The sequence below is a fragment of the Gellertiella hungarica genome, from assembly GCF_014197145.1.
Lineage (GTDB): Bacteria > Pseudomonadota > Alphaproteobacteria > Rhizobiales > Rhizobiaceae > Gellertiella > Gellertiella hungarica.
Window position 1 is genome coordinate 106810 of sequence record NZ_JACIEZ010000005.1, and the last position, 23009, is coordinate 129818.

Sequence of the window (23009 nt, forward strand, 5' to 3'; positions counted from 1 at the left end):
CGTGGGCGGCTCGCGAAAACCGCCCGCCCCGCCATTGTAATCGGCTCCACGAGGGCATATCTCGCTTGAAGCGGCGGTTCGGGGGATCGCCGCTTCACGTGTTTTCAGCATCGGCATTTTCCGGATTGCGGCGCGGGCCCGAATGCCAGCGGATCGCATCCTTCAGGAGACAGGCATGGCGGGAAAGAACAAGATCGTTTCGGCGGATGCGACCAATCCGTTCGGGACGCTGAAGAACCTTTGGCCCTACATGTGGCCTTCCGAACGCCCGGACCTGAAGATGCGCGTCGTCTGGGCCACCCTCTTTCTCGTCATCGCGAAATTCATCCTCATCCTGGTGCCCTACTTCTTCAAGTGGTCCACCGATGCGCTGAACGGCAAGCTGGACCTGCAGGGGCTGGTGCCGGCCTTTCTCGTCGGGGCCCTCGCGCTGATCATCGCCTACAATCTCACGCGGATCCTGCAGCTCGGGCTGAACCAGCTGCGCGATGCCCTGTTTGCCAGCGTCGGCCAGTATGCGGTGCGGCAGCTTGCCTACAAGACCTTCGTGCACATGCACCAGCTGTCGCTGCGCTTCCATCTGGAGCGGAAGACCGGCGGTCTCTCGCGCATCATCGAGCGGGGCACCAAGGGCATCGAGACCATCGTCCGCTTCACGATCCTCAATTCGGTCCCGACCATTCTCGAATTCGTGCTGACGGCGGCCATCTTCTGGTGGGGCTACGGCTTTTCCTACCTCGCCGTGACCGCCGTCACCGTCTGGGCCTATATCTGGTTCACCGTAAAGGCATCCGACTGGCGGATCTCCATCCGGCGGGCGATGAACGACAGCGACACGGAAGCGAATACCAAGGCCATCGACTCGCTGCTGAACTTCGAGACCGTCAAGTATTTCGGCAACGAGGACATGGAGGCGAAGCGTTTCGACGCCTCCATGGCCCGCTATGAGAAATCCGCCACTGATGTCTGGACGTCGCTCGGCTGGCTGAACTTCGGACAGGGCGTCATCTTCGGGCTCGGAACGACCGTCATGCTCATCATGTCCGGGCTTGCCGTGCAGCGCGGCGAACAGACGATCGGCGATTTCGTCTTCGTCAATGCCATGCTGCTGCAGCTCGCGCAGCCGCTCAACTTCATCGGCTTCGTCTATCGCGAAATCCGCCAGGGCCTCACCGACATCGAGCAGATGTTCGAGCTTCTCGAGGTGGAGGCGGAGGTCACGGACCGTCCGGATGCGGTGCCGCTCGCGATCCGGCAGGGTGCGATCGCCTTCCGCGACGTTCACTTTGCCTATGATCCGGAGCGCCCGATCCTGAAGGGCATCTCGTTTGAGGTGCCGGCGGGCAAGACGGTGGCGGTTGTGGGTCCTTCCGGCGCCGGCAAGTCCACCCTCTCCCGCCTGCTCTACCGCTTCTACGACATCCAGTCTGGAGCGATTACGGTCGACGGGCAGGATATCCGCGACGTCACCCAGAAATCCCTGCGCGCGGCGATCGGCATGGTCCCGCAGGATACGGTGCTCTTCAACGACACCATCGCCTACAACATCCGCTACGGCCGGCCCGGCGCCACCGACGAGGAAGTGATGGCGGCAGCGGAAATCGCCCAGATCGGCGATTTCATCCGCCGGCTGCCGGATGGCCCGAAGACCAAGGTGGGCGAGCGCGGGCTGAAGCTTTCGGGCGGCGAGAAGCAGCGCGTGGCGATTGCCCGCACCATCCTGAAGGCACCGCCCATCCTCATCCTCGACGAGGCGACCTCCGCTCTCGACACCACCACGGAACGGGAAATCCAGTCGGCTCTCGACCTCGTTTCGAAAAACCGCACCACCCTCGTCATCGCTCACCGGCTCTCGACCGTCATCAATGCCGACGAGATCATCGTGCTCAAGGACGGCCTGATCGCCGAACGGGGAACCCACGAAGGGCTTCTCGAGCAGGGCGGGCTCTATGCCTCCATGTGGAACCGCCAGCGCGAGGCCACGCAGGCGGAAGAGCAGCTGAAGAAGGTGCGCGAGGACGACGAACTCGGCGTGGTGAACCGTCTGGCGCCCGCACGCTGACGCGCATGAAGAGGCCCTGCGGCAAGAGCCGCAGGCCCGGGGCATTGCCCGGACGCCGCATCTGGGATAGAGCGAAAGCCAAAAAAGGAGACACCCGGCCATGAGCCTTCTCGACACCATCCGCAACACCTTCGTTCCGATCCACAAGGAAGGCTATCGCTTCATCGCGATCTTCTTCGTCGTCTCGGTGGTGCTCGGCATGCTGTGGGAGCCGCTCTTCTGGGTCGGCCTCATCCTCACCGCATGGTGCGCCTATTTCTTCCGCGATCCCGTGCGCGTGACGCCCGACAGCGACGATCTCGTGATCAGCCCCGCCGATGGCCGCGTCTCCTCCGTGCAGATGATGGTACCGCCTGCGGACCTCAATCTCGGCACGGACCCGATGCTGCGCATCTCGGTCTTCATGAATGTCTTCAACTGCCACGTGAACCGCGCGCCGATGACCGGCCGCATCACCGGCATTTCCTATCGCGAAGGCTCCTTCCTGAATGCCGAACTGGACAAGGCGAGCGACGAGAACGAGCGCAACGGCCTGACCATCCAGACCGCCCACGGCGAAATCGGCGTCGTGCAGATTGCCGGCCTGGTGGCGCGGCGCATTCTCTGCTGGGCCCGCCCGCTGGACCAGATCGCCGCCGGCGAGCGCTTCGGCCTCATCCGTTTCGGATCCCGCCTCGATGTCTATCTGCCCGCGGGCGCGGAGCCCCGGGTCATCGTCGGACAGATCGCCGTTGCCGGCGAAACCGTGATCGCCGAGTTCGGCTCCAACAAGGGCCCGCTGATCGGCCGCCGCGGCTGATAGCTGAGACTCGACAAAGGCAGGAGTTCCCATGCAAGGCATCCAGCCGCAGGAAGAGAACAGGGAAGACAACGACGCGGCCCGCGGGCCGCGCCTGCGGGAAATCCCCGTTCGGCTGATGATCCCCAACATCATCACGGTGCTGGCGATCTGCGCCGGCCTTTCCGGTGTGCGCCTGGCTTTCGACGGCCGCTACGAGATGGCGGTGGGCATGGTTCTGCTGGCCGCGTTCCTCGATGGCATCGACGGGCGCATCGCGCGGCTGCTGAAGGCGACGTCCAAGTTCGGCGCGCAGATGGATTCGCTGGCCGACATCGTCAATTTCGGCGTCGCCCCCGCGCTCGTGGTCTACGTCTATGCGCTCGGTCAGGCGCGATCCTTCGGCTGGATCGCGGCCCTCGTCTATGCCATCGCCATGTGCATGCGCCTTGCCCGTTTCAACGTCATGGACGAGCGCAAGGTGAAGGCGTCCTGGCAGTCTGAATATTTCGTCGGCGTGCCGGCGCCGGCAGGCGCCATGCTGGTGATGCTGCCGGTCTATCTCGGCTTCCTCGGCATTCCCGCCTCGGTCTATTTCGCCCATGTCAGCGCGCTCTACACCATCACCATAGCGCTTCTTCTCGTTTCGCGCCTGCCGGTCTGGTCGGGCAAGTCGAGCAAGCGGCGCATTCCGCGCGATCTCGTGCTGCCCCTCATGCTGCTGGTCGTGCTCTATGTCGCCATGCTGATGACCTATACCTGGGAAGTGCTGGTGGCGACGGTGATTGCCTATCTCGCTTCGCTCCCCTTCGGCGCGCGCGCCTGGCATCGCCAGTATGGCACGCTGACCGTCGGCGACGCGGGCGAAGTCGGCCCTCCGGGCGCGGAATCGGAAATCGACCGGAACATCTGACCTGGACAGAAAATGTCGGTTTTCGCGCCGTTTTCGACGAAACCGGTGCGATTCCACTCGCATTCTTGATGGATTCGCCTCCAAATTTAAAAAACTGCTTGCCAATGCCCCGAATTGGACAAAGTTTAGCATCAAGCGAAGCAACGTCAGCAAATCGCGATTTTCGAGGGGAACCACAAGATGAGCGCCAAGCAGGGTGCTGCCCACAAGCCGGCAAAGACCGACCTTTCCGCACAATACCGACCACTGGGCCTGAAGGCCGTTCTGGCAGCAGCGATGATGCTGAAGCCCAAGAGCCTTCAGAAGAAGCCGGCCTGACCGGATCAGCGGACGGCCTCCCGAAACGCCCGTCCCCGGATACCCAGCCTTTTCAAACCCGCCTTTCCGGCGGGTTTCGTGTTTCAGGACGATGCGGCGTCAGAAAAGCGACATCTGGTCGTCGCCGCTCTCTCCGCGACTGCCTCCGCCTCCGGCTGCCTTGCGTGGAGCGGGCGCTGCAGCCGCCTGCGCCTCGCCGACGGGCTCCTGCAGCTCGGGACCGACATTGCGCACGGCATTCACCCTGTCCGAGACGGGGATCGCCTCGAAAAAGTCGGGGTCGGCGGGTCGCAGGAGATCGGCGATATCGCGCGGCTCCTGCGTACGGCAATCCAGCCATCGGCTGAAGTCCTCGGGCGCGATGACGACGGGCATGCGGTCATGGATGCGGGCTATGGCAGCATTGGCGCCAACGGTGAGAATCGCGCCCGTGTCGACCTCCGAACCGTCGGCGGACGACCAGGTTTCCATCAGCCCCGCAAAGGCAACGATTCCGCCCTTCTTGGGACGGATCCAGTAGGCTTGCGATTTCTCCCCGCTCTCCTTGGGCGGCCGGTGCCACTCGTAGAAGCCCGAGGCCGGAACGAGAATGCGGCGGTGCCGCATGGCGGCCCGGAACGAGGCCTTGCCGATGGCGGTTTCGGCCCGGGCATTGATCAGCAGCGGAAAATCCTTCGGGTCCTTCACCCAGCCGGGTGTGAGGCCCCAGCGCACCAGAAGCGCCCGCCGCTCCGGCAAGTTGCTGCCGGGGGCCGCACGTTCGCCGTCGATGACCACCAGGATGGGCTGCGTCGGGGCAATGTTGTAGCGCGCCGGAAAATCCTCCAGCTCGAGAAGGCCGAACAGTTCGCGCACCTCCTCGGGTGTCGCTGTCAGGGAAAAGCGTCCGCACATGCAGCATAAGTGGCACCGGCACCCCGGGGCGTCAACCGTCGGGTCCGGCCATTCATCCCCCCTTCAGGTTCGCGGGCGTTAACTACGTATTAACCCCGGCTATTTCGTGCGCGTCAGGACAGACTATAAACAGTCAAGACGATTCGCTTCGCAAACGGTGATCCGATGTCACAGCCCGCCCCGGCCTCCTCCGCCATCGTGCGAAGGGATGGCCGATATCTCCTGGTTCGCCGCCGCAATCCGCCGGCAGCAGACCTCTATGCCTTCCCGGGCGGACGGGCCGAGGCCGGTGAAACGCCTGCAGAGGCGGCGCTGCGCGAATGCCTGGAGGAAACCGGTATCGAGGTGGCCAATCCCCGCCTTTTCGCCACCTACGATCTGGTGACGCGCAATGGCGAAGGCGACGTCACCCATCACTATTTCCTCTCGGTGTTTGCCGTCGAGGAAACGGGAACGGGAACGGACGAAGCGCTGGCGGCAGACGACGCGGCGGAGTGCGGCTGGTATTCGGCAGACGAGGTGCGGGCGATGCCCGTTCCGGCCAGCGTGCTCGAATGCGTGGAGCGGCTCGAGATGGAACGTTTTCTGGAGCTCGAGGCATGAAAGGCAGACATGTTGCGCTTTGCCTTGGCGCTGCCCTGGTTCTCTTGCCGCCTGCCCTGGCGGCAGCTGCCGCGGGTGCCGCCAAGCCGGGTGCCAAGACGGCGGAGACCCAGCCGGCGCCGGCTCCGCCACCGCCCCCTCCGCAGGCGGCGCCCTATGACAGGGATCTGCTGCGGCTGGCTGAAATCATGGGTTCGCTGCACTACCTGCGCGGCCTCTGCAATCCTGATGAAAAGGACCAGTGGCGGGCGAAAATGCAGAAGCTGATCGATCTCGAAGCCGGAAAGGAAGCGGATCGGCGGCAAAAACTGACGGCGGCCTTCAACCGCGGATACCGGTCTTTTGCGGCTTTGCACGCAACCTGCACCGGGGCTGCATTGGAGGCCGAGGAGCGCTACCGTGCCGAAGGGGCAACACTTGCCACAGAAATTACGGCGCGCTTCGGAAATTGAGAATAAATTAACCTGTTTCACTCTCGACACGTGCCGATTTGGGAAAACCCTGTTAGAAGAGTTAAACAAACGGTAAGAACCCTTACGGGAATGCATGATGGAACCGAGCCTGAACGATATCGATGATATGATTGTGCACGAGAAGCGCCAGGCCGCTCTGGAATACCAGAACGAGGCTTGGGCGGACGGCATGGCCGACGGCATCGAGCCGGAGATCATCGCAGATGCTGCGATCGCGCTGGCGATTCGCGAGACCGTTCGTATTCATGGCGAAGATGCTGCCGAAGCGCTGCTCACCAGCCTTCGCGACCGTATCCATGCCGGCGAATTCTCTCCGAAGCGGACGCTGCAATAAGCGCCGCGTGACGGCGCGGTGCCTGCCCCGGCCATGGCCGCGCCTTCTTGTGTAACCCTTTGAAAATCAGAGGCATGGAAATGCGTGGTGAACCAGAGCGCTTCACGTTTCGGCGGAAACGCAAGGCCGCCACACCGATCCTTCCCGGCCTGCGGCAGGCTGTGATCCTGCTTCTTCTCGCAAGCCCGCTCCTTTCCCCGCCGGCCTTCGCGCTTTCTGCCCTCCAGGGCATGCCCGGCAGCAACGGCCAGTCGGAGGAAGAGCCGAAGGACGAGGCGCCTTCCGCACCCGGCCTTCCGCTTCCCGATCCGCTCGTCGGCTCCTCGAGCGCCCCCGCCACGCCCGTCCTGCCCCTGAATGGCGGCAAGCCCGCCGATGCGATCTATGACGAGAGCAAGCTGCCGGAGCCGGTGCGGCGCACGCGCCAGCTTCTGGTGGAAGCGGCCGCCTCCGGCGATATCGAGCGCCTGCGTCCCCTGCTCGGCAACGGCACCAGCGGCGCCGAGATTTCCGTCGGGGAAACCGCCGGCGACCCGGTGAATACCCTGAAGGAACTGGCGGGCGACGACGCGGGCATCGAGATCCTCTCCGCCTTCCTGAACATTCTGGCCACCGGCTACGTCCACGTGGATGTGGGAACCGCGAACGAGGCCTATGTCTGGCCCTATTTCGCCGCAAAGCCTCTCACCGCACTGACGCCGCCCGAGAAGGTGGAGCTGCTGCGCATCGTCACCGCCGGCGACTATCAGGACATGCTGGATTTCGGCACCTACAGCTTCTTCCGCATCGGTATAGCCCCGGATGGCAAGCTGAAGTTCATCCGTTCCGGCGAGTAGCCGCGGGCGTCCCTGCGGTTTGCAAACAGCACAAACTGCACTATGTCTAGCGCGAATTTCGGCACGGACAACGACTCGCCATGACCCAAGCCTTCCTGGCCGGACGCGGATTTCTGACCATCGGCGGTGCCGATGCGGAAAGCTTCCTGCAGAACCTGATCACCACCGATCTCGCCAGCCTGAAGGAGGGCGAGGCCGCTCCCGGCGCGCTCCTCACGCCGCAGGGCAAGATCCTGTTCCATTTCCTGATTTCGCGCGAGGGGGACGGCTTTCTCCTCGAAACCGATTCCGCTTCCAGGGATAACCTCTTGAAGCGCCTGACGATGTATCGCCTGCGCGCCGCCGTCGATCTGGCCGCGGCGCCCTTCGATAGCGTCACCGTTTCGCTTGACGGCGAAGGCCGGGGAATGGTGGATCGCCGCTTCCTGAAGGCAGGGCATACAGTCCGGCGGCTGCCCGGCGGCACGCCGGATGCGGCCAGCGAGGCCGCCTATCTGCGGCTCCGCATCGCGCATGGCATTGCCGAGGCGCCCGCCGATTTCGCGCTGGGCGATGCCTTTCCGCACGATATCCTGATGGACAGGGATGGCGGGCTGCATTTCCGCAAGGGATGTTATGTCGGCCAGGAAGTGGTGTCGCGCATGCAGCATCGCTCGACGGCGCGCCGTCGTGTCGTGTCGGTGCGGGCCGAGGCCCCGCTTCCGCCCGGGAGCACGGCCATCACGGCCGCGGGCAAGACGATCGGCAGCCTCGGCACCGTCTGCGGCCAGGACGGTCTCGCCATCGTCCGGATCGACAAGGCGGGCGAAGCCATGGCTGCGGGTGCCGGCATTCTGGCGGGAGAAGTTCCCGTCGCGCTGTCCCTGCCCGCCTGGACCGGGCTCTCCTTCCCGACAGAAACGGCCGGAGACGAGGCGTGACAACGGCCAAGGCTCCCCGGGCCTGGCAGCGCATGCTGTCCGGCCGCAGGCTCGATCTTCTCGATCCCTCGCCGCTCGATGTGGAGATATCCGACATCGCCCATGGCCTCGCCCGCGTGGCGCGCTGGAACGGCCAGACCCGCGGCGATCATGCCTTGTCGGTTGCCCAGCATTCGCTGATGGTGGAGACGATCTTTACCCGCCTCTTCGAGGCAACGCCCGTCGAGCGGATGATGGCGCTGCTCCATGACGCGCCGGAATATGTCATCGGCGACATGATCTCGCCCTTCAAGGCGGTGGTCGGCGGCGGATACAAGACGGTCGAACGCCGGCTGGAAGCGGCCGTGCACCTGCGCTTCGGCCTGCCGCCGCATCCCTCGGCGGAGCTGAAGACCCGCATCAAGAAGGCGGATTGCATCGCAGCCTTTTTCGAGGCGACGGTGCTCGCAGGCTTCTCCGAGGCGGAAGCGCGCAAGTTCTTCGGGACGCCGCGTGGTATCACGGCAGACACCATCGATATCGAACCCATTCCGGCTCTCGAGGCGCAGCGCCGCTTCGTCGACCGATTCTCCGCCATCGAGGCGGACATGATGAAGACAGGTAAGCAGAGATGACCGCCATTGTCGTATCGCCGCTCTCCCGGATTGCCGAACTTGCCGTGCGCCACAAGGCGGTGGAAATGGTGAGCCTGCTGGCCAAGGGTCAGGATTTTCATCGCCCGGCGGTGATCTCCAGGGACCGCCACCTCATCCTTGGCGTCAACGACATCTCCTTTGCCGGAACGGGCGATCTGATCGCTCCCGGCGAGGCCCATGTGGCGGCGATCATCGATTTCGCCCGCAGCTGGGATCGGTCCGCGCCCCTGCTGATCCATTGCTGGATGGGGGTCTCGCGCTCGCCGGCTGCCGCCGTCATCGCTTCGCTCGCGGTTCATCCGGAAGAGGACGACGACGTGCTGGCGCGCCGGCTGCGGGAGGCCTCTCCCTATGCCACGCCCAATGCCCGGCTGATCGAGATCGGCGATTCCATGCTCGGCCGCAACGGCAGGCTGATCCGCGCCATCGCGGGTATCGGTCGCGGCGCTGATGCGGATGGCAATGCTCCCTTCGTGCTGCCGCTCTATGCGGCTGTGGAGGCCTGATGGCCCTTGGCGGCATCGAGATCGGCCTCAACGCCGCCATCGTCTCCATGGCTGGGGCAGAACCCCGCCTGCTGACCGTGGACGAGGCGGGGCAACGGCCGGCCTTGCCCTTCGGTCCCTTCGACCCCGACCGGCACCGCACGCTTGAAATGTCGCTCCGGGAGACCGTGACGGCCCAGACCGATCTTTCCATGGGCTATGTGGAGCAGCTCTACACCTTCGGAGACCGCGGACGGCACCGCCTGCCGGGCGACGCGGGACCGCATGTGGTATCGGTCGGCTATCTGGCCCTGACGGGTGCCGAAGGGGAAGCCGACCTCTCGGGCCGGGGCGTGCGCTGGCGTGACTGGTACGGTTTCTTCCCCTGGGAAGACTGGCGGCAGGGAAGGCCCGCGATCCTGGACAGCGTCATTCTGCCGGCACTCGAAAGCTGGGCGACGGAACCGGAACTGGCCCATGCGACGTTCACACTGCCCTCGCGCCTGTCGCGGCTGCGGCTCGCCTTCGGGCATGGCGACCTGCCCTTCGACGAGGAGCGGGTGCTGGAGCGGTACGAACTTCTTTACGAGAGCGGCCTTGTGAGCGAGGCCGTGGCGGATGGGCGGGTTCCGGAGCGGCGGGTGGCGGTTGAGCTCGGCCTCCCCATGCGGCACGACCACCGCCGCATTGCCGCGACGGCGATCGCCCGCCTGCGCGGCAAGATCAAGTACCGTCCTGTCATCTTCGAACTCATGCCGCCGGAATTCACCCTCACCGACCTCCAGTCGACGGTCGAGGGCATATCGGGCCGTCATCTGCACAAGCAGAACTTCCGGCGTCTGGTGGAGGGTGCCAATCTGGTGGAGCCCTCCGGCGGGACGACGGCCGCCACGGGCGGCAGACCGGCCGCCCTCTTCCGCTTCCGCCGGCAGGTTCTGGAAGAGCGTCCGCATCCGGGCCTCAAGCTGCGCGGGCGCTAGCGGTTCACACCACGCCGATGTCGAGACCGAGGTCCAGGGTCGGCGCGGCCATGGTGATCTTCGACGTCGAAATATAGTCGACGCCGGTCTCCGCGATCTCCCGCACGGTATCGAGGGAGACATTCCCCGACGCTTCGAGCAGGACGCGGCGGCGGTTGCGCGGGTAGTCGTCCACGGAAAGGCCGCTCAGCTTGCGGTTCATGGAAACGGCGACCGTCAGCAGGGCGGGCCCCATGTTGTCGAGCAGCACGACATCCGGCCCTTCCGCCAGCGCCTCCTCGAACTGCTCGAGGCCATCCACCTCCACCTCCACCTTGACGAGATGGCCGGCAAAGCCGCGCGCTGCACGGATCGCTGCTCCCACGCCGCCGGCAACGGCCACATGGTTGTCCTTGATCAGGATGGCATCGTCGAGCCCGTAGCGGTGGCTCGAACCGCCGCCGACCCGAACGGCGTATTTCTCCGCGGCACGAAGGCCGGGCAACGTCTTGCGGGTGCAGGTGATGCGGGCCGAGGTGTGGGCGATTTCGGCGGCATAGCGGGCGGTATGGGTGGCGACGCCCGACATGTGCATCAGGAAATTCAGCGCCACCCGCTCGGCCGAAAGGACCCCCTGTGCAGGCCCGGAAATGATCGCGATATCCTGCCCGGGCGAAAGCCGCTCGCCATCGAAAGCCAGCGTGTCGAAGCGGATGGCGGGATCCACCAGGCGGAAGGCGGCCCTGGCAAAATTGATTCCGGCAAGCACGCCCGGCTCGCGCGCATTGAGACGCGCCGTCGCCTGCCGGTCCGATCCGATCACGGCCTGGGTGGTGATGTCGCCGGCGCGCCCGAGATCCTCGAGCAGCGCGTGGCGGACCTTCTCCTCCACCAGCAGTTCGGGAAGCGTCGGCTGGAAAGCTCTTGTCGTCATGAACCCTGTCCTTGTGGCTGCCGCGTTCAAACCGCGAGCAATGTCCTTTCGCCGGCAACCTGATCCATCACCTGTTCCGCCTCGGCGAGACTGGTGAAGGTACGGTGCCGGTAAGCTTCATTTGCGGCGGGATGATCGGCGCGGAAATGCCCCCCGCGGCTCTCGGCGCGCCTGAGCGCGGCGGTCGCCACCAGCTTCGCGGCGGCGAGGATATTGCCGAAGCGCACCCGGCTGCCGTCGCCTTCGAGACGGCGGATCGCGCGGATCAGCGTCTCCAGCCCTTCGCCGGTGCGGATGACACCCGCATGGGCATACATCAGCGCGCGCAGTTCCTTCATCGGCGGGCTGTCTTCCTCGGTGTAGAGATCGTCGTTCTCGCCGGCCTTGCCGTCGTCCCAGGCATAGAGCCGGCTTTCCGGCAGCATGGACTTGATGTTGTCGGCAATGCGTCCGGCAAAGACCACCGCTTCCAGCAGCGAGTTGGAGGCCAGGCGGTTGGCGCCGTGGACGCCGGTCGCGGCGACTTCGCCGGCCGCCCAGAGCCCGTCGATGGAGGTGCGCCCATCCGCATCGGTCAGCACGCCGCCCATGTGGTAATGGGCCGCGGGGCACACGGGGATGAGGTCCGTCACCGGATCGATGCCGGCTGCCAGGCAAGCGGCGTGTACCGTCGGGAAGGCTTCCGGGAAATGCCGGCCCACCGCCTTGCGGCAATCGAGGAAGGCGCCGCGCCCGGCCTGCACCTCGGCAAAGACACCGCGCGCGACGATGTCCCGCGGCGCAAGCTCGGCATCCCGGTGGAGGTCCTGCATGAAGCGGTGACCGTCGCCGTTCACGAGCAGGGCGCCCTCGCCCCGCAGCGCCTCCGTTGCAAGCGGCGCGGGATCACGCCCGACCGCAAGCGCCGTCGGGTGAAACTGGACGAATTCCGGATCGGCGATCAGCGCCCCGGCGCGGGCGGCCATGCCGAGCCCGGCGCCCTGCGCCTCGATGGGATTGGTGGTGACCGCATAGAGATGCCCGATGCCGCCGGAGGTGAGCACGATGGCGCGGGCGGGAAAAAGCACGCGCTTGCGCGAGCGCCCGCCCTCCGGCCTTGCGATGACACCCGAGGCGAAGCGCCCTTCTGTCAGGATCTGCTCCACCACATGTCCTTCCAGAACACGAATGGAGGGTGTGGCACGCACCGCCGCGATCAGCGCCTCCATGATCGCCTTGCCGGCCGTATCACCCTTGACGCGCACGATCCGGCGCTCGGAATGGGCCGCCTCGCGCGAGAGCAGCAGCTTGCCTTCGAGATCGCGGTCGAAGGGCACGCCATATTGCAGCAGATCCAGAACCCGGTCCGGGCCCTCCTCCACCATCAGCCGGGCCATCTTGGCGTCGACGATGCCGGCACCGGCCGAAAGCGTGTCGGCCAGATGCTTGCCGAAGGTATCGTCCTGGCTCATGGCGGCCGCGATGCCCCCTTGCGCCCAGGCGGAGGAAGACCCCTGCCCGATCGGCGCTGCCGTCAGCACCGTCACCGGACGGGGCGCAAGCTTCAGCGCACAGAACAGCCCCGCAAGGCCGCCGCCGATGATGACGATGTCGTCGTTGCCATTGAAACTCTGCGGACGAAAATTGTCGACCAGCATGGAGAGCCTCCTCGCCCTTCCGATGGCCTGACTCAGGGTCAGGCCGCTATCCTTACCGCTTGAGATTGATCATGCGTTCGACGGCCAGGCGCGCGCGCCCGGCAATCGCCGGATCGACCGTTACTTCCTCGGTCATGAACAGCAGGCTGTCGAGGATTTTCGGCAGGGTGATCTTCTGCATGTGCGGGCACAGATTGCACGGCTTGATGAAGGTCACGCCCGGCGCTTCGGCCTCTATATTGGATGCCATGGAGCATTCGGTCACCAGAAGGACCTTCTTCGGTCGCCGGCTCTTCACGTAATCGATCATGGCGGCCGTCGACCCGGCGAAATCCGAAACCGCGATGACATCGGGATGGCATTCCGGATGGGCGACGATCTCCACATCGGGATCGGCCTCGCGATAGGCGTTCAGCTCGTCGGGCGTGAAGCGCTCATGCACCTCGCAATGGCCCGCCCAGGTGAGAATCTTCTTGCGGGTCTTCTTCGCCACGTTCATCGCCAGATACTCGTCCGGAATGCACAGCACGGTATCGGAATCGAGGCTGTCCACCACATCGACGGCATTGGCGGAGGTGCAGCAGATATCCGTCTCTGCCTTCACGTCGGCGGAGGTGTTGACATAGGTGACGACGGGCACGCCCGGATAACGGGCCTTCAGCGCCCGCACATCCGCACCGGTGATCGATTCGGACAGCGAGCAGCCGGCGGTGCTGTCGGGAATGAGGATGGTCTTGTCAGGATTGAGAAGCTTCGAGGTTTCCGCCATGAAATGCACGCCGCACTGGACAATGATGTCGGCATCCACCCGGGTCGCATCCCGCGCCAGCTGAAGCGAGTCGCCACGAATGTCCGAAACGCAGTGGAAGACCACCGGCATCTGGTAGTTGTGGGCGAGGATGACCGCGTTGCGCTCCTTCTTCAGCCGGTTGATGGCGTGAACATAGGGCGCATAGACCGGCCACTCGATTTCCGGAACGAAGTGCTTCACGCGCTCGTAAAGCGGGGCCGTCTCCCGCGCGACGGCGGGTGTATAGGCCAAATCGGGGCGCTCGAGGACGCCGAAACGCTCTGCCGCGGTCGTCGCCGCCTTCGGGTTGATTGCCAGCGTGTCCATGCGATCCCTCCGATCGAAACGCCTTATTCTCATTTTGAGCATAAGGGGCGCCAAAGAAAACCGGCTGCGCCGGTCGACACTGAATTAGGAATTTTCGGCGCCCTTTGCAAGCGGCAATCTCTGCAATGCACGCATAGGCTTTGACGTCAGGGGGCGAGACGTGAATAGTGGGCTTCAAAAACAGGCCGCCATGCATGCGGCCCGGAGGGGCGCCGATGATCGAAATCCTGCTTGTCCTGTTCGTGCTTGTCATTGCCGTTGCCGGGCAGCGCAGTCTCACGAGCCGCATCGAGAGGCTGGAGGACGAAATCAGGAGCCTGAAGCTCTCCCTTCAGTCGATGGCCGCAGGAACGGTGCTGCCGCAGCCTGAACAGGTCGAGGAGGCAGGCGCCGTCGAGGAAGCGGAGGCAGAGCCGGCGGGGCTCGAAACTGCCCCCGCCGAAACCCTCGTGCCTGCCGCAGCCATGGAGCAGCCCCCGGAAGCGGCAGACGTGGCCGAAGCTCCGTGGATGGCCGCGCCGGTCCAGGCGGCAGCGCCCGCCTCGCGCATCGAAACCAGCATCGGCAGCCGCTGGGCCGTGTGGGTGGGCGGCGTCGCACTGGCGCTCGGCGGCGTGCTGATGGTCCGCTACTCGATCGAGAACGGCCTGATCAGCCCGGCTGTCCGTCTTCTCGCTGCGGCTCTCTTCGGCCTCGCGATGATCGTGGCTGGCGAGGCAGTGCGTCGCCGCGGGGTGCCGTCCGGCATGAAACAGCTCTCCGATCGCATCGGGCCCAATGCCATGGTGCCCGGCATTCTGACGGCAGCGGGCGGAGTTTCGCTTTTTGCCAGCATCTTCGCCGCGCACCAGCTCTACGGTTTCATCGGTGCCGGCCTCGCCTTCACCGCGATGGCGGCGGTGGCACTGGCCATCCTGGTGCTTTCGCTCTTCCACGGGCAGGCGCTCGCGGGGCTCGGCATGCTGGGCGGCCTGATCGCCCCTGCCCTGGTCGAGCATCGGGAAAACCCCAGCATCCCCCTGCTGATGGCCTATGTGGTGCTGATCTGGTTCGGCACGCTTGCCGCCTCCCGGCTGCGTGGCTGGAACCTCGTGCCTTTCCTTGCCTCGCTCGGGGCCGGTATCTGGGCCGCACTCGCAGCGGAGACGGCAGCGGTTTCACCTGTCGTCGCCTTCATCGCGATGCTTGCCGGTGCCGTCGCCTTCACGCCCGACGTGCCGGAATTCGGCACCGCGACGGAAAGCGAGCGGGCGGCCGCGCGGCTCGGAAACTGGTCGCTCTGGCTGGCGCTCACCGTCACCAGCCTTTCCGCCGCAATGATGCTCGGCAATGCCCCGGAGCTGCTGGCAGGCCACCGCCTGCCCTTCGAGGCCATGATCCTGCTTCTCGCGCTCGGTGCCGCACTTGCCCTGCGTCGGGATGCGCTGCCCTCGGTGACCTTCTTCGGGCTCGGCGCCTGCGCCGTCGCGGCAAATGCCATGGCAGTCTATGCGCAGATGGAACCCGATACATTCGGCGGCCCCACCCTCTACCGCACGATGACGGCGGTTGCCGGCGGTGTGGTCCTGCTTCTCGCGGCGATCCTCGCCCTCAGGACGGAGCGGCATCGGGCAAGGCCGGCGGAACTCATCTGGACGGCCATCGCGGGCCTGCCGCTGCCGCTTCTCGCCTTCTCCTATGCCGATCACGGCAACTGGATCAGGGATCCCGTGCACGCCATCTTCTCAGGCCTGCTGGCGCTCGTCCTTCTTGCACTGACGGATGCGCTGCTCCGCAAGCGGCCAATCGGGCTTTCGCTTGCGGCGGAAGGCGGGCTTGTCACATTCGCCTTCCTGTCCGCGGCCTTCGCGCTTTTTGCCGTTCTCGACGGGCTGGCGCTGGAGCTCGGCCTTTCCCTGCTCGGCCTCGCCTTCTTCCTCGGGCACAGGCTCAGGCCCTGGCCTTCCCTGCCCTTCATGATGGTTGCCGGCACCGCGCTCGTCGCCGCAAGGATTGCGTGGGACCCGACGGTGGTCGGTCAGGACAACCTCGGCACGACGCCCGTTTTCAACGCGCTGCTGCCCGCCTACGGCATTCCGGCGCTGCTTCTGGTGCTGACAGCCCGGCTGGCCCGGCGGCTGGAGAGTGCGCTGCTGGTACGGCTCCTCGATGCCGCCGCAGCCCTGATGAGTTTCCTCGCCATCGCCGTTCTCGTGCGCCACGGCCTCAACGGCGGCGTTCTGCACGGTGCGACGCCCAATCTCGGCGAAACATCCATCTACACGCTGCTGCTGATCGGCTTCTCCGGTGCGCTCCTGCAGATCGACCGGCGCGACGGCAACCCGGCCTTCGTCTACGGCTCGATGATTGCGGGCGGCCTGTCCATGGTTTCGGTGCTGGGCCTCCACCTCTTCGCGCGCAATCCCTATGTCACGGGCGAGCTCGTCGGGGACTGGCCCCTCCTCAACCTGCTTCTGCCGGGCTACCTGCTGCCCGCGCTCGCCTATGGCGGGCTTTCGCTGATGGCGCGGACAAGACGGCCCTATCCTTACGTGGTTGCAATCGCCATTTCGGGTGCGCTCATGGGCTTTGCATGGGTCACGCTGTCGGTCCGGCAGGCATGGCAGGGGACCAGTCTTGCCGACTGGCAGGGCTTCCTCGAGGGCGAGACCTATACCTATTCCGTGGTCTGGCTGCTGACCGGCGTGGTGCTGCTCGTGCTCGGAACCCGGTTCCGCTCGCCAAGCCTGCGCTACGCGTCGGCAGCGGTGGTGATCGTGACCGTGCTGAAGGTGTTCCTGATCGACCTCTCCAACCTCGAGGGTCTTCTCCGCGCCTTCTCCTTCATCGGCCTCGGGCTTGCCCTGATCGGGATCGGGCTCTTCTACCAGCGACTGCTGCTGAAGAGCGCCGAGGCCGAAGGTGCGGATGCGACGGCGGGTTCATCCTCCTGAGGAGAATCAATCCTTCGCCTCATCCCGCTGATATTCTTTGCGTCGGTCGGAACCGGCATCGCGGAATTGCGTCGACGATGCGGGGGTCCTAAGGTCCCCGTGTCGCAGGATTCGCCGAAGGATACGCATGACGCCCTACCGCATCGCCGCACTCGCGCACGCCTTTGCGCCCCACGAGGGGCTTGCAGAAGCGCTTCTGCCCTTTGCCACGGAGGCCGGGGACGGCGCCCATGATCCCGCGCATATCCTGCGCGTGTTCCGCAACGCCATGCGCATCCACGCGGAGGAAGGCGGCGACGGGCGCATCCTCGCCGCCGCCGTGCTGCTGCATGATTGCGTGGCGGTCGAGAAGAGCTCGCCGCTCCGGTCGCAGGCTTCGCGGCTCGCCGCGGAACGCGCCTCGGCCCTGCTCGCGGAAAGAGGCTGGAGTGCGGACGACCGTGAAGCCGTCGCGCATGCCGTGCTGACCCACAGTTTCTCCGCCGGCATCACGCCCGAGACCACCGAGGCACGCATCCTCCAGGATGCGGACCGTCTGGATGCCATCGGGATGATCGGCGCCGCGCGTTGCTTCTACATTGCCGGGCGCATGGGCTCTGCGCTCTATGACGTTCTCGATCCGCTGGCAGAGGAGCGCCCGCTCGACGACCGCAGCTTCGCCATCGATCATTTCCCCGCCAAGCTCTTCAAGCTCGCCGACGGTTTCCAAACCGCAACCGGTCGCCGCCTCGCCGCCGAGCGTCACGACAGACTGCAATCCGTGCTCGATCAGTTCCTCTCCGAAATCTGAAGGTCAAAGCCATGCGTGTTTCCGCCCTCTCCATCTATCCGCTGAAGAGCGGTCGCGCGATAAGCCTTGAGGAGGCGGTGGTGGACCGCATGGGCCTTGCCGGCGACCGGCGGCTTGTGGTCACCGATCCTGACGGAGACTTCATCACCCAGCGGGACCTGCAGGCTCTGGCAAGGCTCCGCGTCCTGCCCGAGGGCGATGGCTACCGGCTGTCCTTCGAAAACGAGGCTGCTCTCCACGTTTCACCGTCGGCATCGGGCGACCGCCTCGGCGTTACGGTCTGGGGCAGCGACATCGATGCGGCCGTTTCCGGGGCAGAGATCAACGACCGCCTTTCCACCTGGCTCGGACGACCGGTCCGGCTTGCCTGGTATGACGGGCGCTCCCGGCGCAGCGCCAGCGCAGAATGGAGTGCCGAGGAGACGCCTGTCAGCTTTGCCGACGGCTTTCCGATCCTCGTCACCACTGAGGCATCGCTCGAGGCGCTCAACCGCGACATGGAAGCCCATGGCGAGGGTCGAATCGGGATGGAGCGCTTCCGCCCGAACATTGTCATCGATTCTTCCGAGGCATGGGAGGAGGATTTCTGGGAGGCGATCGAAATCGGCGGGATCCGCTTCGATCTCGTCAAGCCCTGCGCCCGCTGCATCATGACCACGCAGGACCAGGAGACGGGTTCGCGCGACGTGCCCTCGCCCATGCCGGCCATGGGCCGGTTGCGGATGTCCGCCGACCGGCGCGTGCCCGGCCCCCTCTTCGGCTGGAATGCGGCCCCGCGCGGCGAAGGCCGGCTGCGGCTCGGCGATGCGGTGCGCGTGATCAGCCGCCGGGAAGACGGCTGGCGCTTCAAGCGGCGCTGAGGCCCGCCGGTGAGGCAGGCTGATAAAAGCATCAGCAAATGTCGTTTGGTTTCATGATATGATGGATATAGAAATTCGGTTCCTTGGAAATCCCGTCAGGAAACCGACATGACAGACCGAACCGCCAACCGCATGCCCTGGCTGATCATCGCAGCGGGCTCGCTTATCACCATGCTGGTCTTCGGGCCGCGCAGCGCGATCGGTCTCTTTCAGCTGCCGATGCTGCAGGATACCGGCTGGGACCGTTCCACCTTCGGTCTTGCCATCGCCATCCAGAACCTCATGTGGGGCCTCAGCCAGCCGGTCTTCGGCGGCATCGCAGACCGCTACGGCACCGGAAGGGTTCTTGCCATCGCGGGCCTGCTCTACGGCGCGGGCATGGTCATCATGGCCCATGCGCCGGCGCCGCTCTGGCTGCATGTCGGCGGCGGCGTGCTGATGGGGCTCGCCATCGGCGCGGGCTCGCTCGGCACCATCCTGTCGGCCTTTGCACGGCATGTCACGCCCGAACAGCGCAGCTTCGCCTTCGGCATCGGATCGGCGGCCAGCTCTGCCGGCATGTTCCTGTTCTCGCCGATCAGCGTCGAGCTCATCGCCCATTTCGGCTGGCAGGATGTGCTTGTCATCATGGGCGCCCTGATGCTGCTCATTCCGCTGCTCGCCTTCCCGCTGAGGGGCAATTCCACCTCGGGCCGGGCAGCGGTTGCAACCTTCGAGCAAACCACCGGCGAGGCACTGCGCGAGGCCTTCGGCCATCGCAGCTACCTGCTGCTCGTTGCCGGCTTCTTCGTCTGCGGCTTCCAGCTGGCCTTCATCACCGCCCATTTCCCGGCCTATCTCGGCGATATCGGCATCGACGTTCGCTATTCCGGCATCGCGATTGCCCTGATCGGCCTGTTCAACGTCTTCGGTTCGCTGATCGTCGGTTCGCTCGGCAACCGCATGCCGAAGCGCTACATCCTGTCGGCGATCTACCTGGCCCGCTCCGTCGCGGTGACCGCCTTCATCCTGCTGCCGCAGACGCCCGTTTCCGTGGTGATCTTCGCGGCGGTCATGGGCCTGCTCTGGCTGTCCACCGTGCCGCCGACGAACGGCCTCGTTGCGCTGATGTTCGGCACGCGGCATCTCGGCCTGCTGGGCGGCATGGTTTTCCTGTCGCATCAGGTCGGCTCCTTCCTGGGGGTCTGGATGGGCGGCTATCTGCGCGACACGATGGGATCCTACGACATCGTCTGGTGGCTGGGCGTGGCGCTCGGCATCTTCGCGGCGATCGTGCACTGGCCGATCGAGGAGCGCATGGTCAGCCGGCCCGCGATGGCACCGGCCGAATGATGTCAGGGCCGCTCCCGGGCGGCCTTGATCGCGGCTTCGCGAAAGCCTTCCCGCGCTGACGGCATCTCGATGCCGCGGGGATCGTAGACGTGCCGGTGCAGGAAGAAGCCCGTCAGGCGAAAGGCCGCCTCCAGTTCCTCCGGCGAGGCAGTCTCCTGCCGCTCGGGGCCCAGAAAGGCGGGAAGAACGAGCATGCGCTCCGCATAGGGACGGCCGGCCTCCTCGCTCACGGCACGGCCGGATTTCGGCGACACGAAGGTCAGCCTGTCCCGCCTGCCCGTGGCGGCGCATTCGGTGAGATCGAGGCCGAAGCCGAGATCGTTCAGCACAGCCAGCTCGAAGCGGATGAAAAGCTCGCCGGCACCCGCCGGATCGTCGAGATGATCCAGGATGATATCAAGCGCCTCGTAGAGATGCGGATGGGGATCGCGCTCCGGCAGCAGCCTCAGCAGCGCCGCCATGGTCTGCACCCCGTACAGCGCGACGGCGCTTTCCATCAGGCGGGCCGCGCGCTGCCGGATCGGTTCGATGCGGAATTCGCCAAGATGTTCGTCGAGGCGTGCCCGCCAGGTGACATCGACGAGATTGCCCGGCTGGAGCACGGGCTGCATGGTGCGGGAGCGCCCGCCGCGCACGAGGCCCATGTGGCGGCCGCGCTCGCGCGTCATCACCTCGGCGATGACGCTGGTCTCGCCATGGCGCTTGACGCCCAGAACGATGGCCTCTTCCTGCCACTGCATGGGTGACGGGCCCCTTTCGTGACGCCCGGCTTCAGCTGTGGAAGTCCAGGCCCATTTCGCGGAAACGCTCGGGATCGTCGCCCCAGTTCTCGCGCACCTTCACGAAGAGAAAGAGATGCACGGGCTGCTCGAGGATCTCGGAAAGCTCCTTGCGGGCGGCGATGGAGATGGACTTGATCGCCTCGCCATTCTTGCCAAGCGCGATCTTCTTCTGGCTGTCGCGCTCCACGTAGATGACCTGCTCGATGCGAACCGAACCATCCTTGCGCTCTTCCCACTTCTCCGTCTCCACATGGGAGGCATAGGGAAGCTCCTGGTGAAGCCGCAGGAACAGCTTCTCGCGGGTGATCTCCGCCGCCAGCTGGCGCATGGGAAGGTCGGAGATCTGGTCTTCCGGATAGTACCAAGGGCCTTCCGGCAGGGTTTCGGCGAAGTAGTCCATCAGGTCGCCGCAGCCGGAACCCGTGGTCGCCGAGATCATGAAGGTACGGTCGAAGGCGATCTTTTCGTTGGCCGCGGCCGCCAGCTTGAGGAGATCCTCGGGGCGCACGCGGTCGATCTTGTTGAGGATGAGGATCTTGCGCTGCGGCACGTCCTTCAGGCCCTCGAGAATGGTTTCCGCATCGCCGCGCAAGCCGCGCTCGCTGTCGATCAGCAGCGCCACGAGATCGGCATCCTTGGCCCCGCCCCAGGCGCTGGTCACCATGGCCCGGTCGAGGCGCCGGCGCGGCTTGAAGATGCCGGGCGTATCCATGAACACAATCTGCGCATTCTTGTGGATCGCGATGCCGCGCACGATGGCACGCGTCGTCTGCACCTTGTGGCTGACGATCGAAACCTTCGCGCCAGCGAGGCGGTTGACCAGCGTCGACTTGCCGGCATTGGTCGCGCCGATGAGCGCCACGAAGCCGGAATGGGTTGCCGCTTCGGCTGGGACGTTGGCATTGTCCTGATTGTCTGTCATTGTTCCATCACTCTCCGGCATTGTCCTTCGGCCAGACGCCTTCCCGCTCGAGGAGCCGGGTTGCGGCCACCTGCTCGGCCGCGCGCTTGGACCGTTCAACGCCCTGTTCCGGCTTCACGCCGGGAATTTGCACCGTCACGGTGAAGCGGGGATCATGATCCGGTCCGGACCGGTCATCAACCCGGTAGGAAGGGGTTGCCGCAAATTTGGCATGTGCCCATTCCTGCAGTTCCGTCTTTGCATCCCGCCGCCCGCTGTCCGGCTGGCTGACGCGCTTTTCCCAGTACTTGAGAATGAAGCGGCGCGCGGCTTCGAGCCCGCCATCGAGATAAAGCGCGGCAATGAGGCTTTCCACCACATCCGCACGCACGTTCAGCATGCGGCTGCCGGTGAGCTTCTTCACGTCCGATCCGGTGCGGATGAAGCGGTGCAGCTCCATCTCGTCCGCCACCGAGGCACAGGTCTGGGCGCTGACGAGCTGGTTGAGGCGGACGGAAAGCTCGCCCTCCTTCGCCTCCCTGAAGGTGTTGAAGAGATGTTCGGCAACGCAAAGGCCGAGCACCCGGTCGCCCAGGAATTCGAGGCGCTCGTAGTTTCCGCCGCGCGACTGGAGCGCGCTGGCATGCACGAGCGCCCGGTCGAGCCGGGCCCGGTCGGCGAAGGCGTGGCCGATCAAGGCCTCCAGCCGGGCGAAGTCATCCGGCGAAAGCGCTTTCGGCTTCGTCATTCGACAGCCTTGAAGATGCGGTTCCAACGCATGTTGGACGGCCACTTCCAGACTTCGGCAAAGGACGTGTCGTTGCCGATGGAGAAGGTGATGAAGGACGCGCGGCCGACCAGATTTTCCGCAGGCACGAAACCGACGTCGAAGCGGCTGTCGCGGGAATTGTCGCGGTTGTCGCCCATCATGAAGTAGTGACCTTCCGGAACGATGAATTCGCGGGTGTTGTCGCCCTCGCCATCCGGTACCTGGTCAAGCGTGTCAAAGGTGACGCCGTTGTCCAGCGTTTCGCGGAAGACCGGCACATCCGTGCCCGGGTCCTTGCGGTAATCGGAGGTGAAGGTGCCGTCGGGCTGCTTCGGAACCGGCTGGCCATTGATGTAGAGCACGCCGCTCAGCACCTGGATGCGGTCGCCGGGCAGGCCGACGCAGCGCTTGATGTAATCGATGTTCGGCTCGGACGGCTTGCGGAAGACGACGATATCGCCACGCTTCGGATCCGCCCCGAAGATGCGGCCTTCGAAGAGGTCCGGCGAGAAGGGCAGCGAGTACTTCGAGTAGCCATAGGCGAACTTGTTCACGAAGATGTAATCGCCGACGAGCAGCGTCGGCATCATCGACCCGGACGGGATCGTGAAAGGCTGGAAGGCCAGCGTGCGGATCACCACCGCAAGAAGCAGCGCCTCGATGATGACCTTGACGTTTTCCCAAAGAGCGTTCGGCTTTTGCACTGTCTGTTCGGACACGCTGTCTCAATCCCTTAAAACTGTA

Annotated in this window: 24 protein-coding genes; 16 read left to right on the forward strand and 8 right to left on the reverse strand. The window is 65.2% G+C overall.

What is annotated here, in order from left to right:
• The first annotated feature begins 175 nt into the window (after positions 1 to 175).
• The 4 genes from GGR23_RS13770 to GGR23_RS13785 all read left to right on the forward strand — a co-directional run bounded on the left by GGR23_RS13770 (position 176) and on the right by GGR23_RS13785 (position 4071).
• Positions 176 to 2062 (forward strand): ABCB family ABC transporter ATP-binding protein/permease, encoded by a 1887-nt coding sequence (locus GGR23_RS13770; protein WP_183366874.1) that lies wholly within the window; start codon positions 176 to 178, stop codon positions 2060 to 2062.
• A 100-nt stretch (positions 2063 to 2162) separates the two neighbouring features.
• Complete coding sequence (locus GGR23_RS13775; RefSeq protein WP_183366875.1) at positions 2163 to 2861, forward strand: phosphatidylserine decarboxylase; 699 nt, start codon at positions 2163 to 2165, stop codon at positions 2859 to 2861.
• 31 nt (positions 2862 to 2892) lie between these two features.
• Positions 2893 to 3753 (forward strand): CDP-diacylglycerol--serine O-phosphatidyltransferase, encoded by an 861-nt coding sequence (gene pssA / locus GGR23_RS13780; RefSeq protein WP_183366876.1) that lies wholly within the window; start codon positions 2893 to 2895, stop codon positions 3751 to 3753.
• 180 nt (positions 3754 to 3933) lie between these two features.
• Positions 3934 to 4071, forward strand: a complete 138-nt coding sequence (locus GGR23_RS13785) for a hypothetical protein (protein ID WP_183366877.1) — start codon at positions 3934 to 3936, stop codon at positions 4069 to 4071.
• A 99-nt stretch (positions 4072 to 4170) separates the two neighbouring features.
• Here GGR23_RS13785 and GGR23_RS13790 read toward each other — a convergent pair whose 3' ends face one another.
• A complete protein-coding gene (locus tag GGR23_RS13790) occupies positions 4171 to 4965 on the reverse strand; it encodes an SOS response-associated peptidase family protein (protein WP_183366878.1) in 795 nt (264 codons plus the stop codon).
• Positions 4966 to 5130: 165 nt separating this feature from the next.
• On the opposite strand from GGR23_RS13790, the gene GGR23_RS13795 reads away from it, so the two are divergent.
• From GGR23_RS13795 to GGR23_RS13830, 8 genes are all read left to right on the forward strand, one after another.
• Positions 5131 to 5568 (forward strand): NUDIX hydrolase, encoded by a 438-nt coding sequence (locus GGR23_RS13795; RefSeq protein ID WP_183366879.1) that lies wholly within the window; start codon positions 5131 to 5133, stop codon positions 5566 to 5568.
• Positions 5565 to 6020 (forward strand): TIGR02301 family protein, encoded by a 456-nt coding sequence (locus GGR23_RS13800; RefSeq protein ID WP_183366880.1) that lies wholly within the window; start codon positions 5565 to 5567, stop codon positions 6018 to 6020. Before GGR23_RS13795 ends, GGR23_RS13800 begins: the two co-directional genes overlap by 4 nt.
• A gap of 97 nt (positions 6021 to 6117) precedes the next feature.
• The gene (locus GGR23_RS13805; protein WP_183366881.1) at positions 6118 to 6375 is read left to right on the forward strand and encodes a hypothetical protein; all 258 of its coding nucleotides are present in this window, start codon (positions 6118 to 6120) and stop codon (positions 6373 to 6375) included.
• A gap of 80 nt (positions 6376 to 6455) precedes the next feature.
• A complete protein-coding gene (locus tag GGR23_RS13810; RefSeq protein ID WP_183366882.1) occupies positions 6456 to 7211 on the forward strand; it encodes a hypothetical protein in 756 nt (251 codons plus the stop codon).
• 80 nt (positions 7212 to 7291) lie between these two features.
• The gene (ygfZ, locus tag GGR23_RS13815) at positions 7292 to 8131 is read left to right on the forward strand and encodes a CAF17-like 4Fe-4S cluster assembly/insertion protein YgfZ (protein WP_183366883.1); all 840 of its coding nucleotides are present in this window, start codon (positions 7292 to 7294) and stop codon (positions 8129 to 8131) included.
• On the forward strand, positions 8128 to 8745 hold the full coding sequence (locus GGR23_RS13820; protein WP_183366884.1) for an HD domain-containing protein: 618 nt from the start codon (positions 8128 to 8130) through the stop codon (positions 8743 to 8745). Before ygfZ ends, GGR23_RS13820 begins: the two co-directional genes overlap by 4 nt.
• Positions 8742 to 9272 (forward strand): tyrosine phosphatase family protein, encoded by a 531-nt coding sequence (locus tag GGR23_RS13825; protein ID WP_183366885.1) that lies wholly within the window; start codon positions 8742 to 8744, stop codon positions 9270 to 9272. Before GGR23_RS13820 ends, GGR23_RS13825 begins: the two co-directional genes overlap by 4 nt.
• Entirely contained in the window at positions 9272 to 10231 is a 960-nt protein-coding gene (locus tag GGR23_RS13830; protein WP_183366886.1) for an NUDIX hydrolase, read from the forward strand. The genes GGR23_RS13825 and GGR23_RS13830 overlap by 1 nt, the downstream gene beginning before the upstream one ends.
• Before the next feature lie 4 nt (positions 10232 to 10235).
• On the opposite strand, the gene nadC is transcribed toward GGR23_RS13830, so the two are convergent.
• From nadC to nadA, 3 genes are read right to left on the reverse strand one after another with little or no spacing between them, the layout of a single operon-like run.
• Positions 10236 to 11144, reverse strand: coding sequence for a carboxylating nicotinate-nucleotide diphosphorylase (gene nadC / locus GGR23_RS13835; RefSeq protein WP_183366887.1), 909 nt, complete (start codon positions 11142 to 11144; stop codon positions 10236 to 10238).
• Between the two features lie 26 nt (positions 11145 to 11170).
• Entirely contained in the window at positions 11171 to 12781 is a 1611-nt protein-coding gene (locus GGR23_RS13840; protein ID WP_183366888.1) for an L-aspartate oxidase, read from the reverse strand.
• Between the two features lie 52 nt (positions 12782 to 12833).
• Positions 12834 to 13898 (reverse strand): quinolinate synthase NadA, encoded by a 1065-nt coding sequence (gene nadA, locus GGR23_RS13845; RefSeq protein WP_183366889.1) that lies wholly within the window; start codon positions 13896 to 13898, stop codon positions 12834 to 12836.
• 215 nt (positions 13899 to 14113) lie between these two features.
• Between nadA and GGR23_RS13850 the strand changes: the two genes are divergently transcribed.
• From GGR23_RS13850 to GGR23_RS13865, 4 genes are all read left to right on the forward strand, one after another.
• On the forward strand, positions 14114 to 16831 hold the full coding sequence (locus GGR23_RS13850; RefSeq protein ID WP_183366890.1) for a DUF2339 domain-containing protein: 2718 nt from the start codon (positions 14114 to 14116) through the stop codon (positions 16829 to 16831).
• 127 nt (positions 16832 to 16958) lie between these two features.
• Positions 16959 to 17621, forward strand: a complete 663-nt coding sequence (locus tag GGR23_RS13855; protein ID WP_183366891.1) for an HD domain-containing protein — start codon at positions 16959 to 16961, stop codon at positions 17619 to 17621.
• Positions 17622 to 17632: 11 nt separating this feature from the next.
• Complete coding sequence (locus GGR23_RS13860) at positions 17633 to 18481, forward strand: MOSC domain-containing protein (RefSeq protein ID WP_183366892.1); 849 nt, start codon at positions 17633 to 17635, stop codon at positions 18479 to 18481.
• Between the two features lie 108 nt (positions 18482 to 18589).
• Positions 18590 to 19813, forward strand: a complete 1224-nt coding sequence (locus GGR23_RS13865; RefSeq protein WP_183366893.1) for an MFS transporter — start codon at positions 18590 to 18592, stop codon at positions 19811 to 19813.
• Positions 19814 to 19815: 2 nt separating this feature from the next.
• On the opposite strand, the gene recO is transcribed toward GGR23_RS13865, so the two are convergent.
• From recO to lepB, 4 genes are read right to left on the reverse strand one after another with little or no spacing between them, the layout of a single operon-like run.
• Positions 19816 to 20553, reverse strand: a complete 738-nt coding sequence (gene recO, locus GGR23_RS13870; RefSeq protein ID WP_183366894.1) for a DNA repair protein RecO — start codon at positions 20551 to 20553, stop codon at positions 19816 to 19818.
• Between the two features lie 31 nt (positions 20554 to 20584).
• Positions 20585 to 21517, reverse strand: coding sequence for a GTPase Era (era, locus tag GGR23_RS13875; RefSeq protein ID WP_183366895.1), 933 nt, complete (start codon positions 21515 to 21517; stop codon positions 20585 to 20587).
• Between the two features lie 7 nt (positions 21518 to 21524).
• A complete protein-coding gene (gene rnc / locus GGR23_RS13880; protein ID WP_183366896.1) occupies positions 21525 to 22244 on the reverse strand; it encodes a ribonuclease III in 720 nt (239 codons plus the stop codon).
• Positions 22241 to 22984 (reverse strand): signal peptidase I, encoded by a 744-nt coding sequence (gene lepB / locus GGR23_RS13885; RefSeq protein WP_183366897.1) that lies wholly within the window; start codon positions 22982 to 22984, stop codon positions 22241 to 22243. The genes rnc and lepB overlap by 4 nt, the downstream gene beginning before the upstream one ends.
• Positions 22985 to 23009 lie beyond the last annotated feature (25 nt).

Excerpts from the sequence above, each read along its gene's own strand:
- GGR23_RS13770 (WP_183366874.1), top strand. The coding sequence starts at position 176 with ATGGCGGGAAAGAACAAGATCGTTTCGGCGGATGCGACCAATCCGTTC.
- GGR23_RS13775 (WP_183366875.1), top strand. The coding sequence starts at position 2,163 with ATGAGCCTTCTCGACACCATCCGCAACACCTTCGTTCCGATCCACAAG.
- pssA (WP_183366876.1), top strand. The coding sequence starts at position 2,893 with ATGCAAGGCATCCAGCCGCAGGAAGAGAACAGGGAAGACAACGACGCG.
- GGR23_RS13785 (WP_183366877.1), top strand. The coding sequence starts at position 3,934 with ATGAGCGCCAAGCAGGGTGCTGCCCACAAGCCGGCAAAGACCGACCTT.
- GGR23_RS13790 (WP_183366878.1), bottom strand. The coding sequence starts at position 4,965 with ATGTGCGGACGCTTTTCCCTGACAGCGACACCCGAGGAGGTGCGCGAA.
- GGR23_RS13795 (WP_183366879.1), top strand. The coding sequence starts at position 5,131 with ATGTCACAGCCCGCCCCGGCCTCCTCCGCCATCGTGCGAAGGGATGGC.
- GGR23_RS13800 (WP_183366880.1), top strand. The coding sequence starts at position 5,565 with ATGAAAGGCAGACATGTTGCGCTTTGCCTTGGCGCTGCCCTGGTTCTC.
- GGR23_RS13805 (WP_183366881.1), top strand. The coding sequence starts at position 6,118 with ATGGAACCGAGCCTGAACGATATCGATGATATGATTGTGCACGAGAAG.
- GGR23_RS13810 (WP_183366882.1), top strand. The coding sequence starts at position 6,456 with ATGCGTGGTGAACCAGAGCGCTTCACGTTTCGGCGGAAACGCAAGGCC.
- ygfZ (WP_183366883.1), top strand. The coding sequence starts at position 7,292 with ATGACCCAAGCCTTCCTGGCCGGACGCGGATTTCTGACCATCGGCGGT.
- GGR23_RS13825 (WP_183366885.1), top strand. The coding sequence starts at position 8,742 with ATGACCGCCATTGTCGTATCGCCGCTCTCCCGGATTGCCGAACTTGCC.
- GGR23_RS13830 (WP_183366886.1), top strand. The coding sequence starts at position 9,272 with ATGGCCCTTGGCGGCATCGAGATCGGCCTCAACGCCGCCATCGTCTCC.
- nadC (WP_183366887.1), bottom strand. The coding sequence starts at position 11,144 with ATGACGACAAGAGCTTTCCAGCCGACGCTTCCCGAACTGCTGGTGGAG.
- GGR23_RS13840 (WP_183366888.1), bottom strand. The coding sequence starts at position 12,781 with ATGCTGGTCGACAATTTTCGTCCGCAGAGTTTCAATGGCAACGACGAC.
- nadA (WP_183366889.1), bottom strand. The coding sequence starts at position 13,898 with ATGGACACGCTGGCAATCAACCCGAAGGCGGCGACGACCGCGGCAGAG.
- GGR23_RS13850 (WP_183366890.1), top strand. The coding sequence starts at position 14,114 with ATGATCGAAATCCTGCTTGTCCTGTTCGTGCTTGTCATTGCCGTTGCC.
- GGR23_RS13855 (WP_183366891.1), top strand. The coding sequence starts at position 16,959 with ATGACGCCCTACCGCATCGCCGCACTCGCGCACGCCTTTGCGCCCCAC.
- GGR23_RS13860 (WP_183366892.1), top strand. The coding sequence starts at position 17,633 with ATGCGTGTTTCCGCCCTCTCCATCTATCCGCTGAAGAGCGGTCGCGCG.
- GGR23_RS13865 (WP_183366893.1), top strand. The coding sequence starts at position 18,590 with ATGACAGACCGAACCGCCAACCGCATGCCCTGGCTGATCATCGCAGCG.
- recO (WP_183366894.1), bottom strand. The coding sequence starts at position 20,553 with ATGCAGTGGCAGGAAGAGGCCATCGTTCTGGGCGTCAAGCGCCATGGC.
- era (WP_183366895.1), bottom strand. The coding sequence starts at position 21,517 with ATGACAGACAATCAGGACAATGCCAACGTCCCAGCCGAAGCGGCAACC.
- rnc (WP_183366896.1), bottom strand. The coding sequence starts at position 22,244 with ATGACGAAGCCGAAAGCGCTTTCGCCGGATGACTTCGCCCGGCTGGAG.